The 15,226-nt window shown below is 46.3% G+C and carries 15 protein-coding genes; 14 read left to right on the plus strand and 1 reads right to left on the minus strand.

Features of this window, described 5'->3' with window-relative positions:
- The first annotated feature begins 37 nt into the window (after positions 1-37).
- From tsf to ACYVEA_RS22005, 14 genes are all read left to right on the plus strand, one after another.
- Positions 38-871, plus strand: a complete 834-nt coding sequence (gene tsf / locus ACYVEA_RS21940; RefSeq protein ID WP_461115586.1) for a translation elongation factor Ts — start codon at positions 38-40, stop codon at positions 869-871.
- Positions 872-1,011: 140 nt separating this feature from the next.
- A complete protein-coding gene (locus tag ACYVEA_RS21945) occupies positions 1,012-1,617 on the plus strand; it encodes an RNA polymerase sigma factor (protein ID WP_461115587.1) in 606 nt (201 codons plus the stop codon).
- 23 nt (positions 1,618-1,640) lie between these two features.
- Positions 1,641-1,811 (plus strand): hypothetical protein, encoded by a 171-nt coding sequence (locus ACYVEA_RS21950; protein ID WP_461115588.1) that lies wholly within the window; start codon positions 1,641-1,643, stop codon positions 1,809-1,811.
- Between the two features lie 29 nt (positions 1,812-1,840).
- Entirely contained in the window at positions 1,841-2,683 is an 843-nt protein-coding gene (locus ACYVEA_RS21955) for a mechanosensitive ion channel family protein (RefSeq protein ID WP_461115589.1), read from the plus strand.
- Between the two features lie 28 nt (positions 2,684-2,711).
- Positions 2,712-3,710, plus strand: coding sequence for a DUF3078 domain-containing protein (locus ACYVEA_RS21960; protein ID WP_461115590.1), 999 nt, complete (start codon positions 2,712-2,714; stop codon positions 3,708-3,710).
- A 72-nt stretch (positions 3,711-3,782) separates the two neighbouring features.
- Positions 3,783-4,115, plus strand: a complete 333-nt coding sequence (mscL, locus tag ACYVEA_RS21965) for a large-conductance mechanosensitive channel protein MscL (protein ID WP_461115591.1) — start codon at positions 3,783-3,785, stop codon at positions 4,113-4,115.
- Between the two features lie 88 nt (positions 4,116-4,203).
- The gene (gene murD, locus ACYVEA_RS21970; protein ID WP_461115592.1) at positions 4,204-5,559 is read left to right on the plus strand and encodes a UDP-N-acetylmuramoyl-L-alanine--D-glutamate ligase; all 1,356 of its coding nucleotides are present in this window, start codon (positions 4,204-4,206) and stop codon (positions 5,557-5,559) included.
- Positions 5,560-5,618: 59 nt separating this feature from the next.
- Positions 5,619-6,740, plus strand: coding sequence for an FtsW/RodA/SpoVE family cell cycle protein (locus ACYVEA_RS21975; RefSeq protein WP_461115593.1), 1,122 nt, complete (start codon positions 5,619-5,621; stop codon positions 6,738-6,740).
- A gap of 2 nt (positions 6,741-6,742) precedes the next feature.
- Positions 6,743-7,834: an undecaprenyldiphospho-muramoylpentapeptide beta-N-acetylglucosaminyltransferase gene (gene murG / locus ACYVEA_RS21980; protein WP_461115594.1), complete on the plus strand. Its 1,092-nt coding sequence runs from the start codon at positions 6,743-6,745 to the stop codon at positions 7,832-7,834.
- Between the two features lie 45 nt (positions 7,835-7,879).
- Complete coding sequence (gene murC, locus ACYVEA_RS21985; protein WP_461115595.1) at positions 7,880-9,265, plus strand: UDP-N-acetylmuramate--L-alanine ligase; 1,386 nt, start codon at positions 7,880-7,882, stop codon at positions 9,263-9,265.
- 37 nt (positions 9,266-9,302) lie between these two features.
- The gene (locus tag ACYVEA_RS21990; RefSeq protein WP_461115596.1) at positions 9,303-10,076 is read left to right on the plus strand and encodes a cell division protein FtsQ/DivIB; all 774 of its coding nucleotides are present in this window, start codon (positions 9,303-9,305) and stop codon (positions 10,074-10,076) included.
- On the plus strand, positions 10,073-11,488 hold the full coding sequence (gene ftsA / locus ACYVEA_RS21995; RefSeq protein WP_461115597.1) for a cell division protein FtsA: 1,416 nt from the start codon (positions 10,073-10,075) through the stop codon (positions 11,486-11,488). The genes ACYVEA_RS21990 and ftsA overlap by 4 nt, the downstream gene beginning before the upstream one ends.
- An 82-nt stretch (positions 11,489-11,570) precedes the next feature.
- Positions 11,571-12,986: a cell division protein FtsZ gene (ftsZ, locus tag ACYVEA_RS22000; protein WP_461115598.1), complete on the plus strand. Its 1,416-nt coding sequence runs from the start codon at positions 11,571-11,573 to the stop codon at positions 12,984-12,986.
- A 66-nt stretch (positions 12,987-13,052) separates the two neighbouring features.
- Positions 13,053-13,757, plus strand: a complete 705-nt coding sequence (locus ACYVEA_RS22005) for a DNA alkylation repair protein (protein ID WP_461115599.1) — start codon at positions 13,053-13,055, stop codon at positions 13,755-13,757.
- Positions 13,758-13,897: 140 nt separating this feature from the next.
- Here the strand turns inward: ACYVEA_RS22005 and ffh are convergent, their stop codons facing one another.
- Positions 13,898-15,217, minus strand: a complete 1,320-nt coding sequence (gene ffh / locus ACYVEA_RS22010; RefSeq protein ID WP_461115600.1) for a signal recognition particle protein — start codon at positions 15,215-15,217, stop codon at positions 13,898-13,900.
- Between the last annotated feature and the right edge of the window lie 9 nt (positions 15,218-15,226).

Genomic DNA, 15,226 nt, shown 5'->3' on the forward strand with positions numbered 1-15,226 from the left:
AATTTTTGGCGTTTAAATCGATAAACACCCTTTTATTATGGCAATTACTGCTGCTGACGTAAATAAACTTCGGCAAGAGACCGGAGCTGGTATGATGGACTGTAAAAAAGCCCTTACCGAAGCCGACGGCGATTTTGAAAAAGCAAAAGAAATCCTGCGGAAGCAGGGTCAAAAAATAGCCGACAAACGGGCTGACAATACAACGGCCGAAGGTATTGTACTAGCTCATGTTAGCCCTGATGGCAAAAGCGGTAAGGTTATTGCCCTGGCTTGCGAAACCGAACCTGTTTCGAAAGTTGCTGATTTCCAAAATCTGGCCATGACCATCTTGAGCACAGCCGTTGCCACCGATGCAACAGACAAAGCTGGTCTGCTGGCTACGCCACAGGCTGACGGGCGCTCACTTCAGGATCATATTACAGACCTTATGGGCAAAATCGGTGAGAAAGTTGACGTATCGTCGTTTGAAACCGTTTCTGCAGATAAAGTGGTCTCCTATGTTCACTCGAATGGCAAACTAGGTGTATTGGTTGGTCTGGCGAATACGAATGGTACTGATGTAACAGAAGTAGGTAAAGACATTGCGATGCAGATTGCCGCCATGAAACCTGTCGCTTTAGATAAAGATGGCGTTGACGCGACGATCGTAGAACGTGAAATCGAAATTGGTAAGGAACAGGCTCGCCAGGAAGGCAAACCAGAAGCAATGCTCGAACGGATTGCGATGGGTAAGCTTAACAAATTCTATAAAGACAATACGTTGTTGAATCAGGAGTTTGTAAAAGACAATTCGTTGACGATTGCTCAACTGCTTGAAAAAACCAGCAAAGGTTTAACTGTGTCTGCCTTCAAGCGCGTATCAATTGGTTGATTGACATTACATATTGTTATTGAAATACCTGGCTCAAAAGGCTGGGTATTTTCATTTTCGACCTACCTACAAATTAGTAAGCACCCTCTACTGTGTTACTTTTCCAGCTCTTATTGGTCTAACTAGCTACACCCTATAGAATGGAGCCTTTTTCGGATGAGGAGTTAGTTCGACTGTATGTCGAGACCCAACGTAATATCTATTTTGAGCGTCTGTATGAACGGTATTGTGATAAGGTTTATCGGAAATGCCTGTCGTTCACTAAAGATCCTGTTCGTGCAGAAGATTTAACACACGACATTTTTTTAAAGCTAGTGGTAAAACTCAGTAGTTTTCGAGAGCAGGCTAAGTTTTCTACTTGGCTATACTCAATTACTTACAATTACTGCACGGATCAATTACGGTCACACAATTTGCGTCGGGAAGTATATGTGGACGAAGGATGGGAGCGGCTGGACGTTGGTACTGACGATGGATTAGCTGAAATGGCGGAGATGGAAGCTCAACAATTGGAACGGGCACTGCATCAGCTTGCGCCTGACGAACAAACGATGCTGCTAATGAAATATCAGGATGATATTAGCATTCGTGATATCGCTCAGTTGAATGGCTTGACTGAGAGTGCCGTGAAAATGCGACTCAAACGTTCTCGCGACAAACTCCGCAAATACTACGTGGAAAGCGCTTTGTTTTGGTTATTACTCGCGGTTAAGGCTGCATTGGCTTTTCGCTGGCCTTTCCGTTGATTGAATTCTCTTAAAGAACTACTATGGAAACTGTGAACCCATTTAAAGAACTTGAGCCAGATGATGTTTGCCCTCCTCATTTGAAAGCTGAGCTAGTATCCGAAATTGATCTCATCAGAAACGCTATAACTATCATAGACCTCTACGTAGGCGATCTGTTCGGACTGGCCTCCGTGCTGGTCAATCCAGACTAAGTCACCTCCGAAGAACCAAACCTTCCCTCATGAAACAACTCCCCAATCTAGCAGAAGTAGTACGTAATACATTTCAAAACTTAATTAACCAGTTTGTCGAATTTGTACCCCGTATATTTGGGGCAATGCTCATACTGTTAATTGGTATTGGCATTGCCCGACTGACGGCTTTTATTATCCAGCGGATTCTGGGCCGGGTAGGTTTCGACAAAATTGGTAATCGGCTGAATGAAATCAACATTATAAAGCAGCTTAAGACTGAAATTAAGCTGAGCGAAATCATCGCTAAAGTCCTTTATTACTACATTCTTTTGATGTTTATTACGGCTGCCACGGAGACTCTGGGGGTAGCCGCTATCACTGAAATGGTGTCGTCGCTGGTAAATTTTATTCCCAAGCTGATTGTAGCCGCTATTATGTTACAGGTGGGCGTATTATTGGCCGATGCATTACGCGGAGCGGTACTTAGCCTATGTCAATCATTCAATATTGCTTCCGGTCGATTGCTAAGCATGATTGTCTTTATTTTCTTCCTGATCATCACAGTTATCAGTGCGTTAGGTCAAGCAGGAATAAATACAGAACTACTTGAGTCAAGTTTCAACCTTATTATCGGTGGAGTCATTTTTGCATTTGCTATTGGTTACGGGATTGCTTCCCGAGACATAATGGCCAATATCCTATCGTCCTTTTATACTAAAAATAAATATAAAGAAGGTCAGACAATTCAGATCGAGGACACAACGGGTGAAATCATAAAAATTGACACGTTATCATTAACACTACGGACCGGCGCCACAACGACTGTAATTCCACTACAAGCGTTACAGACAAAAAAGGTAGAGGTGTTTGAGAATCCAGTTGCTTCGTAATTTCGTCGCCGACTACACTCAAATACTCATGAAAATAAGCATACTGTGCTTTATAGCAAGCTGTCTCTCCTTAAGCAGTGCCATAGGGCAGGATTCCACCAGAGTTACGACAAATTTTAAAGATACAATATCGGTAAAGCCTGATACGTCTTACTGGCAGCGATCTTTCTCGGGAGGGGTTAGCTTTAACCAGACTTCCTTTAGCAACTGGTCGGGTGGAGGAGTTAATTCGATGGCATTGGGAGGAGTTATTGCCGCCCGTGCCTTATACGAAAAAGGAAAAACCTCCTGGGATAATACGGCTGACTTACAGCTAGGCTATGTCAGCCAGTTAGGTACGTCGCGAAAATCGGCCGATCAGATTATCATAATTTCGGTATTTGGACACAAAATTGCCTCTAAATGGGACCTATTTATCTCAGGAACATTCAACACATTTTTTGCCCCTGGCTATCGCTACGATAAACTGCCTGCTGACCAAACACGCCTGCGTGTATCTAACTTCTTTTCACCGGCTCAGTTGACATTATCCGCGGGTATAGCCTATAAACCTAACGACTGGTTCTCGCTACGTATGAGCCCAATCGCACCACGCGTTACATTTCTGTCGGATCAGCGTGTACGGGTAAGTGTAAATTCTGCGGGCATCTACGTCCCTGACCCTACCGCGACTGTTTATGGCGTTGCACAGGGCCAAAGTACCAGAACTGAGTGGTTGGCCTTTCAATTGCAAACGGTAATAAATCGAAACCTGACCGACAATATATCGTTGAATGCCCGGTATCAACTTTTCACGGAGTATTCACATCTGGATAACATCAACCACAGGCTTGATCTTCTGCTGACAGCTAAAATAAATCGCTATCTGAACACTACGTTCGGGTTAATTGCTCTGTACAATAAAGACTTCAGTTCGTCTTTACAAATTCAGCAAACGCTGGCCATTGGGTTGGTCTATAATCTCAGTTCCTTTAAGAAAAAAGTCGATCCACTAAAAGCAACAGATCCATTACCTGGAAGATTTTAAGTAGTTTACCGCATGATATAGCTTATTTGCGCTTGATAAGCAATTATTTATCTACTCTAAACTACGCAATCCATGTTAAGTGAATTTCGCACATTCATTGCTCAAGGCAATGTTCTTGACTTGGCCGTTGGTGTTATCATTGGCGCGGCTTTCGGTAAAATTACGGCCTCTCTGGTTGAAGACATTATCAATCCGATCCTGGGTTTAGTGCTTGGTGGTGTTGATTTCAGTCAATTAAAACTTGTTCTTAAAGAAGCTGTAGGTACAGCCCCCGAAGTAGCTATTCGGTATGGTAACTTTTTGAATACGGTCATCCAGTTTTTAATCATTGCCTGGGTCGTTTTCCTTATTGTTAAAGTGGCCAACCGCGCTCGTTTATCAAGCTCCCTGGCAGCGAAACAATAAACTGAATCTAGAAAAATAAATGAAAAGCCCTGGTCTATAGCCGGGGCTTCTGTATTTATGCGTTATTTTGCCATAGTAAATTTTTATTATGTCAGTTAAGAAAATAGTCGTTCTTGGCGGGGGCGAAAGCGGTGTAGGAGCAGCGTTGCTGGCTCAGGCGAAAGGCTTTGATGTTTTTCTATCGGATAAAAGTGCGCTGAAAGACAGGTATCGAATTACACTCCAAACTGCCGGGATTCGGTTTGAAGAAGGCCAACACACTGAAGATCAAATTTTAAGAGCAACCGAAGTTATTAAAAGTCCCGGCATTCCGGCCACAGCGCCACTAGTACAAAAGCTTCGAGCGCAGGGAACGCCCATTATTTCGGAAATCGAATTTGCGGCCCGCTATACTAAAGCCAAACTTATTGGTATAACCGGAAGTAACGGCAAAACGACCACTACGTTACTCATCTATCACCTACTCAAAACAGCGGGCTTTAATGTTGGATTGGCAGGCAACATTGGTGATAGTTTTGCCGAACAGGTTATCAACGACACGTTCGATTATTATGTACTGGAACTAAGCAGTTTTCAGTTAGACGGTATGTATGATACGCATCTCGACGTAATGATCCTGCTCAATATCACACCCGATCATCTTGATCGCTACGGATATGATTTCCGGAACTATATAGCGTCTAAGTTTCGAATCTTGCAGAATGCTCATCCTGATGATCAATTTATTTATTTCGCCGAAAGCCAACCTATTCTGGACGAGTTAGCCAAACGGCAACCCATTGTTGATCGCCTGCCCATTTCATTGCAAACGAGCGTAGCGCCCGGTGGCTACTTAGCCGATGGTCAACTAATCACTCAGTATAAAGAGCACTCTTTTGCCATCGCACAGGCAGAAACGCCCCTCCGTGGTCCTCACAACGCCATTAACATGCTGGCGGCAATCTTGGCAGCACAGGCTGTAGGTATAATGAAAGAGGCCATTGAGACCGGGCTGAAAACCTTTCAGAATGCAGCCCATCGGCTTGAGCCAGCCGGAATAATCAACGGTATTACGTTCATTAACGACTCGAAAGCGACCAACGTTGACTCTGTTTTTTATGCGCTGGCGAGTATGGATGCCCCAACAATCTGGATCGCTGGCGGTCAGGATAAAGGCAACGATTATCACCAGCTTGATGAATTAGTACGCCAGAAAGTAAAAGCATTGATTTGCCTTGGTGTAGATAATCACAAATTAGTAGATTATTTCGGCGGTAAGGTTTCCGCTATTTATGAAACGCAGCTGATTACGGATGCGATAGCGAAAGGACTTGAATGGGGCCAATCCGGTGATGTCGTGCTATTATCACCTGCCTGTGCGAGTTTCGATTTATTTAAAAATTACGAAGACCGGGGCAATCAGTTTAAAGCTGCAGTAAAAAAATTAATGGTGGATGACAAATGATAAATGCTTGCGGGCCAAATCATCTATCATTCATAACTCATCATTTATCAGTAGAAACCATGGTTTTACGCGAGTGGATTCGTACGCATCTTAAAGGTGACCGCCAGATCTGGTGGATTGTCCTCTATCTGTCCATTATGAGCGTGTTGGTCGTTTATAGTGCGACCGGTACCAAGGCCTTTCGGGAACTCGATGGCAACACCGAAGTCTTTCTGCTCAAACATGGCTCACTATTGCTGATTGGAATCGCCTGTACCTATTTCGCGCATAAAATTAATTACGTCTACTACGCCCGCTTGTCGAAATATGGCCTGTGGTTGTCTGTTCCCTTATTATTATGGGCCTTTTTCAAAGGAGCAACCTTAAACGACGCATCACGCTGGGTAACAATTCCCATTATTAACCAGACATTTCAGCCATCAGATTTGGCCAAACTAGCGCTTATTTCCAATCTGGCAGCCATGTTAGCCAAACGTCAGCGCTTCATGAGTGACCCCAGTGTGTTATTTAACCTGATCATCTGGATTGCGCTTATCTGCTCGCTTATTATCCTGTCCAATACATCAACAGCACTGTTGCTGGGCGCAACCTGCTTTCTATTAATGTACATTGGCCGGGTACCGGTGCGGTATTTAGGCTATATGATTGCGGCCTGTATTCTATTTGGCGGAATAGCCTTAGCCGTTGGTCAACGCCTGGAAACAGCCGTCAACCGAGTTGCTATTTTTACTAAGTCAGATACGCTCCCTTACCAAGTGGAACAGTCATACATAGCTCTAGCCAATGGAGGGATAACGGGCCAGGGACCCGGCAACAGTCACCAGCGTAATACGTTACCAAATCCATTTTCGGACTTCATCTACGCCATCATCGTGGAAGAGTACGGTCTACTACTGGGTGGTATTCCAGTCGTACTTGCCTACATATGGTTTTTGTGGCGAGGCATGAAAACACTTCAGAAAGCCACCCGGCCTTTCGGTGGATTACTGTCGGCGGGATTAACCTTTAGCATTGTGTTTCAGGCTTTTGCCAGCATTTGCGTAGCTATTGGTTTAGCACCCGTAACAGGGCAACCATTGCCGTTATTAAGTATGGGAGGGACATCCCTCATATTCACAGGTTTAGCTATCGGCATTGTGTTGAGTGTGAGCCGCGACGAAGCCGACGAAAGCAAAATTTAAGTATGAAAGTTATCATCAGCGGGGGCGGAACCGGCGGACATATTTACCCGGCGATAGCGATCGCCAATGAGCTGAAAGCCATTGATCCAGCTACGGAAATTTTATTTGTTGGGGCCGAGGGTAAAATGGAGATGGAAAAAGTACCTCGTGCTGGCTATACCATTGTCGGGTTGCCGGTTGTTGGTATAAGACGCGAACTGACCCTGGCTAATTTGGGCTTCCCGATCAAATTAGGCCGGAGTTTACTACGTGCCCGGCAAATTGTTCGCGACTTCCAACCCGACGCAGCCGTCGGTGTAGGAGGGTACGCCAGCGGCCCATTATTACTGGCCGCTTCACTAAAGGGTATTCCCACCCTGATTCAGGAACAGAACTCTTATGCTGGTCTGACCAACAAAGTATTAGCTCGTTGGGCGAAGCGCGTTTGTGTAGCCTATCCCGGGATGGAGCAATTTTTTCCCGCCGATAAAATTAAATTAACGGGCAATCCGGTACGTAACGATATCCAACTGGCTGACCAGCAGACAGCGTCTGGCCGATTATTATTTGGGTTAGAAGCGAGCCGCCCTACCCTTTTGATTATTGGCGGTAGTCAGGGAGCTCGAACCATTAATGAGAGTATAGAAACTGGTTTACAGCGTTTTGTAGATGCAGGCATTCAGGTGGTCTGGCAAACGGGACCGGGTTTTAGTGAACGGGCTAAAGCAGCAGTAGCGGCTGTCGGTTCGCCTTTGATTAAGGCCTATGACTTTATTTACGATATGGATAAAGCCTATGCCGTTGCTGACGTAGTGGTGTCGCGGGCTGGTGCTTTGTCAGTTTCCGAATTGTGTTTAGTGGGGCGCCCGGCCATTCTGGTCCCTTTCCCAGCAGCGGCTGAAGATCATCAAACTAAAAACGCTATGAGCCTGGTAGAGCATAACGCTGCGTTGCTGGTCAATGATCGCGCTGCTCGCGAAGAACTCATTACGTCTGCCCTGAGCTTACTAAACAACCCAACGCAACAGCAACAATTACGCACCCAGATAAAGACACTGGCAAAGCCAAATGCAGCCCGCGATATTGCCGACGAAGTAATCAAATTAACAAAATAATGGGGAGCGGAGAAATGTACGTTTCTCCCTTTCCTGCCTCAAGTAATGACATTAGATCAATTCAAATACATTTATTTTCTCGGTATCGGTGGTATCGGCATGAGTGCGCTAGCTCGTTGGTTCCAAGTAAACGGGTATGACGTAGCGGGATACGACAAAACTCAAACGGCCCTTACAAATTCGTTGCAAGCTGAAGGTATGGCTATTCATTTTTCCGAAGATGTTGACCTTATACCAGCCCGCTTTCGGGAAAATCCAGCCGAAACCTTGGTGATTTATACACCGGCCGTTCCGAAAACGCATGCTGAATATATTTACTTCGTCGAAAATAGATTCACGCTTCAGAAACGCTCGCAGGTGTTAGGCTTGCTGGCAGGCCAGATGACCACCATTGGGGTAGCGGGTACACACGGCAAAACCACTACGTCGTCGATGGTTGCTCATATCCTGCGCGATGCGGGGGTCAACTGCGCGGCTTTCCTGGGAGGCATTACAAATAACTACGGCACGAATTTCCTGCTCAACGAACCTGCCGACGATCTACGGTCGGTGGTATGCGTGGTAGAGGCCGACGAATTTGACCGTTCATTTCTGACCTTGTTTCCAACATTCGCCATCGTGACCTCAACCGATGCCGATCATCTGGATATTTACGGAGCCCATGAGGCCGTACTGGAATCGTTTGGAATTTTCGTTAGCCAAATTGAATCAGACGGTGTACTGTTTATGAAAAAAGGATTATCGCTGGCGGATAAAACAAAAGCCACTGTTCGACAGTATTCATTACAGGAAGGTGAGTATCACAGCCAAAACCTGCGAATCGAACAAGCGTCCTTCATATTTGATATTGTACATCCAAAAGGCGTTATTGCAGATATTAATCTGATCGTACCTGGTTTTCACAACGTTGAAAATGCGGTTGCGGCTGGAGCAGTAGCCCTGCAAGTGGGCGTATCGCCAGAAGCCGTTCGGTCGGCACTGGCCAGTTACCGAGGTGTTCGGCGACGGTTTGAGTACGTACTTAAAACAGATTCTGCTATCCTTATTGACGACTACGCTCACCATCCGGCTGAAGTGCAGGCATTTTTATCGTCAGTTAAGGCCTTATATCCCGATCGAGAATTAACCGCCATTTTCCAACCGCACCTGTTCAGTCGAACACGCGATTTTGCCGCGGGTTTTGCCGAAAGTCTGTCCTTGGCCGATACTGTTATTCTGTTGGATATTTATCCGGCCCGTGAGCTACCTATGGAAGGTGTTACGTCGGATTTGATATTTCGGGACATACAATCGAAAACTAAAATAAAATGCACCAAAGCCGAATTACCCGACGTTGTGCAACAAATGCGACCCTCTTTGCTTGTAACCATTGGTGCAGGAGATATAGATCAACTGTTGCCAACATTAAAAAACATCGTTGAATACCAATAGATAAAAATATCTGGAAAACAATTAAGCTTATTTACAGATGTTTTCTACCTTTAAATCATCCAAAAAGTGGTTGCTTACAATCGGGGGACTTTTGAGCTTATTTGGGCTTATTGCTTTCACCGAAATCAGGCATGGACAGAAGCACGTTCGGGCCGTTATTATTCGGCTCGATCAGATTGATGGACATCAATTTCTGACGCGCCGGGACGTAATGGGCTACTTAACCAATGGAGGTGCCGATCCAATTATTGGAAAAGACTACAAAGAAGTCGATTTCCGACAGTTGGAGAAAAGATTGCAAACCCATGGATTGGTAAAAAGATGCCAGGTATCGCGTGACTTGACGGGGGACTTGCTCGTCGTGATTGAACAACCTCGTCCGCTGGCCCGATTAATGGTGGTTAGTGATGGGGTTCGAGCCGTATCTGGACAGTACGTAAGTGAGGAAGGGCATTTTTTTCCGATTTCGATGAATTATTCAGCCCGGGTGCCAATTCTGACAGGAAATTACTTTCGTCAGAATCGTTCGCTGGTTAGTGAGCGTAACCGGCCATTGTTAGATTTGCTAAAACGAATTCATGATGATCCGTTCTGGCGGGCACAAATTACTGAATTATCGGTAGATGAGCAGGGCGAAGTAATTATGTGGCCACAGATGGGCAATCACCAAATTGAGTTTGGACCGCCTACTGATCTGGACGCAAAGTTTAAGAAGCTGAAATTAGTTTACACGGACGTTTTACCGGCTAAAGGATGGGATCGTTATAGCCGAGTGAGCGTTCAATACCGAAACCAATTAGTTTGCGAATGACAACAACGGGCATGGACGAGAAAATAGTAGTGGGTCTGGACATTGGTAGCACTAAAGTGTGTGCAGTAGCTGGACGGTTGATTCGTAACAATAAAGAACAGGAAACACTCGAAGTACTGGGTGTGGGCGAAACGACACTAACCGACGGCGTAGCTAAAGGCTCGGTCGTGAATGTCAATAATACGGTGAACGCTATTCGGCGTGCAGTAGCAGAGGCTTCCAATCAATCGAACCTGAACATTCACTTAGTCAATGTCAGTTTTAGCGGTGCCCATGTAACATCGGTTAAGTCCAGTGGTAGTATTACGCGTTCTTCATCGGGCGACGAGATCCAGACCGAAGATATAGACCATCTGCTGAATGACATGTACCGCACTTCGATACCGGCCGACAAGGAGATTATCCATGTTTTGCCAATGGACTTCGTGGTCGATACAGAGACAAATGTAAACCAGCCTGTTGGTCGTAACGGCGTTAAACTGGGCGCCGATTTTCAACTGATTACGGCTCAGGCGAACGCAGCCCGAAACATTCGTAAGTGTATTACGCGCAACAATTTGGCGCAGGACACGATGATGTTGTCGGCGCTGGCTTCCGGATTGGCCGTACTGACGGACGAAGAAAAATACGCGGGTGTCGCTCTGGTAGATATTGGCGGTGGAACCACCGAAATGGCCATTTACTACCGGAATGTACTACGTCATGTTGCGGTCTTCCCCTGGGCAGGCAATAGCCTGACATCCGATATTCAGGCAGGGTGTAAAATCCTGCCCAATCAGGCAGAGCAACTCAAGAAAAAATTTGGCAGTGCCAATCCTACCGAATACAATCTCAACGAGGTTGTAGCCGTGCCTGGATTGAGTAACCGAAAACCCAAAGACGTTCTGCTAAAAAATGTGGCCCTCATTATCGAAGATCGGCTACGTGAAATTGCGGCACTGGTGCAGGCTGAAATCATTCGCTCTGGCTACGATGGCAAATTGCTGGGCGGTCTTGTACTGACGGGCGGTTCAGCCTTGATTCCAGGCGTAGAGCACATTTTTGGTCGCGTAACGGGTGTTGAAGAAGTGCGCGTTGGATTTCCTGAACATCTGGAACCTAACGGCCGTGCCGATTTAGTTGGTGATCCTGCTTATGCAACGGCCGTTGGGCTGGTATGGGCTGGCTACAAGACAATTGACAATCGTATCTCGTTCATAAGTGATCCAAATCGGGCTATTTATGATGAACAGCCTGTTACTACGCCGGTTCGGCCATCTTATGGGAATCCAAATCCTCCGATCGGCACGGCCAAACCGCCTGTTTCAAAACCACCGGTAGAACAACCGAAAGAAGCCGAAGAAGGGCAACTTATGAAATGGTTCCGTAAGTTGACGCAACCAATACGGGGGAACGAAACCGATCCATATTGATGATTGTAACAAACCGGCAGGATACCGGTTTGCTGATAAATATACAGTTTTGTAACACAAAAAGACACCACATACCGACACGATGAATAGTCAGGGCTATAGATTCGAAATACCAGACGATAATCCGATCATAATAAAGGTTGTCGGCGTTGGCGGCATGGGCGGCAATGCCGTTAAACACATGCACGAACTCAAAATGCAGGATGTGAGTTTTGCTGTTTGCAATACTGATCGTCAGGCACTTATGAGCAATCCCGTACCCACTAAGTTACAGTTGGGTGATGGCTTAGGGGCTGGTACTGAAGCGAAAGCTGGCGAAGATGCTGCACGTGCCAGCATCGAAGAAATCCGTAATCTATTAGCTCCGCCTACCAAAATGGTTTTCATTACGGCAGGTATGGGCGGTGGTACGGGTACAGGAGCAGCTCCCGTAGTTGCGGAAATGGCTCGGGAGATGGGACTGCTGACAGTTGCTGTTGTCACAGCCCCATACTGGTATGAAGGAACCGACAAAAAAGAACAGGCGCGAGAAGGTATCGAAAAGCTTAAGAAAAGCTGTGATACCGTCCTTGTTGTTTTAAATGATAAGCTGGCCGAATTATACAGTGAACTGACATGGACAGAAGCTTACGCCCATGCCGACGACGTACTGGCCAATGCTGTAAAAAGCATTGCCGAAATTATTACGACGCAGGGGGATATCAACGCTGACTTTGCCGACGTAAAGAAAGTTCTCGAAGGTGCAGGCCAGTCGGTAATGGGATCAGCAGAAGCCGCCGGTGAAGACCGGGCCATACGGGCTATTGAGGCCGCTCTGAATTCGCCACTGCTCAATGACCACGACATTCGGGGGGCCAAGCGTATTCTGCTGACTATTTCGTCAAGTAAAGCATATGCCATGCGTCTGAAAGAGCAAATGGCTATTTCAGAACACGTTGCCAAGAAAATTCAGAATGAAGCCCGAATGTTTAAATTCGGGGCGATCACCGATGAAGCGTTAGGCGAAAGTTTGCGGGTAACGATTATTGCAGCCGGTTTTGACGGTACGAATCCAGCTATTCTGGAACCAACAGAAGTCATTACTGAACCCGAGCCAGCAGAGCAGCCACAAGACGTGGTGACTGAAGAAGAGCCAGCAGGCGAATTAGTACTTGTTGATGAGAGTGGTGATGAAATTGCCCCGGAACCAACGGGCGTTAGTGTCAAAAACGACGATAAGCAGACACCAACCAGCTATAACGGTACGACGATCATTCGGCCTGAACAACCTGGCACAACGCTGCCTTTACGGGATCAGGAAAACGACGTACTGCTGCTGGATGAAGAAGAACGTCCCAGCGATGCCGAGTTGATCAAACGGACGGTTGAAGCCTTCGTTAAAGGTCAATATCTGGCCGCCGACATTGACCGACCAACGTTTGAGCGAAATAAAACGATGCTCTATACCCTGCCCTTGTTGTCGGAACAGGAGTTCGTACGTTCGAAGCTAAACGATTGATCAGAGTACGGGCACACTATAAATACTGGCAGAGATTCATACGAATCTCTGCCAGTATTTATAGCTATGAAACCAACCTATACCGATGCAAAAAATACGCTTCTGGCTTTGAAACAACCCGAACGGGCTGCGGCATTAGCGCGTTTTTTCAAGACAGGGGAAGGGCAATACGGAGAAGGTGATCAGTTTATAGGCCTTTCCATGCCACAACTACGTAAAGTTGCGAAGCAATTCCAGCATTTACCCATAGACGAAGCGGAGAAGCTAGTGCAAGATCCCTATCACGAATGCCGTATGGCAGGACTGTTAATCTGGGTTGGGCAAAACCAAAAAGCAGGATTAGCTCAAAAAGCGTTAATTCTTGAACGCTATTTAGCCAACCGTCAATACATTAATAACTGGGATTTAGTAGATGTTACTTGTCCACATATACTGGGAAAACACGTAGCAAAAGGGGATCGCTCAATTCTCTATGACCTCGCCCATGAAGACCATCTCTGGAGCCAGCGAATGGCTGTTGTCTCAACGCTGGCCTTGATTCGATTGGGGCAGTTCAGCGATACGTTTTTGATCGCAGAAATTCTGTTACCCCACAAACACGATCTTATCCACAAAGCTATTGGCTGGATGTTACGTGAAGTCGGTAAGCGCAACGCCGATGCATTGGACGAGTTTTTACACGATAACATTCAACAGATGCCACGTACAGCCCTCCGTTACGCCATCGAGCGCTTCAACCCATCCCGCCGACGCTATTATCTGGATTTATAAACATTGACTGGGCGCACAACGCGGTGCAGACAGTAATCGTTGATGGTGGAACCGTATAAGGTTATAAAGCCTTGCTACCGCGAAAAAGCCGGGTAACTTATAAAAAAGTTACCCGGCTTTTTCGCGGTAGTAGTCTGATACTATCGCATCATTTTATTCATCTTACCCGATGCCTGCATTGTATTCATTTTCTTCATCATCTTGCGCATCTCATCGAACTGTTTCAGCAAATTATTCACTTGCTGAATATTCGTGCCACTACCGGCGGCAATACGTTTTTTCCGGCTACCGTCAATGATATCAGGACGCTGACGTTCTTTAGGCGTCATAGAGCTAATGATGGCTTCGATCGGCTTAAAGGACTCGTTATCAATATCCAAGTCTTTAATCATTTTGCCCATTCCCGGAATCATCCCCAGCAGGTCTTTAACATTACCCATCTTCTTGATCTGCTGCAACTGCGACAGGAAGTCATCGAAGTCGAACTGATTCTTGCGCATCTTGGCATTAATACGCTTGGCTTCGTCCTCGTCAAAAGCTTGTTGTGCCCGCTCTACCAGCGAAATTACGTCGCCCATGCCCAGGATTCGGCTGGCCATGCGGTCGGGATAGAATACGTCGAGCGCTTCCATCTTCTCACCCGTGCTAATAAACTTGATTGGTTTATTAACGACGGTTTTGATTGAAAGAGCCGCTCCACCACGGGCATCACCATCAAGCTTGGTTAATACTACCCCATCAAAATTAAGCCGTTCGTTAAACGTCTTGGCTGTATTGACCGCATCCTGACCTGTCATTGAGTCGACAACGAACAACGTTTCCGTAGGCGAGATTGCCCGTTTAACGGCTTCAATTTCCTGCATCATGGCTTCGTCTACCGCTAAACGGCCGGCGGTATCCACAATGACGATTTTCTTACCGGTTTTGCGCGCCTGCGCAATAGCATTGAGTGCAATCTCAACGGCATTTTTATTTTCCGGTTCTGCGTATACATCCACACCAACCTGCTCACCCAATACCTTCAGCTGGTCAATGGCAGCTGGGCGATAAATGTCGGCGGCAACGAGTAATACGTTACGTCCCTGTTTTTTCAGGTATGCTGCCAGTTTACCCGAGAACGTCGTTTTACCAGACCCCTGCAATCCCGCAATCAGTAGGACGGCCGGCTCGCCTTTTATATTAATACCCTGCGCTTCGCCACCCATCAACTCGGTCAGTTCCTCCTGCACAATCTTGACAAATAGCTGGCCCGGCTCAACCGAAATTAGCACTTTACGGTCGAGTGCTTTATCGCGGATACGATCGGTAATGTCTTTTGCAACTTTGTAGTTAACGTCGGCGTCGGTAAGGGCACGACGCACCTCCTTAATCGTGGCGGCAACGTTAATTTCAGTAATGCGGCCCTGCCCCTTTAGGGTCTTGATAGCCTTATTAAGTTTATCCTGAAGATTCTCGAACATAGTCTTTTA

Source organism: Spirosoma jeollabukense (genome assembly GCF_054777855.1).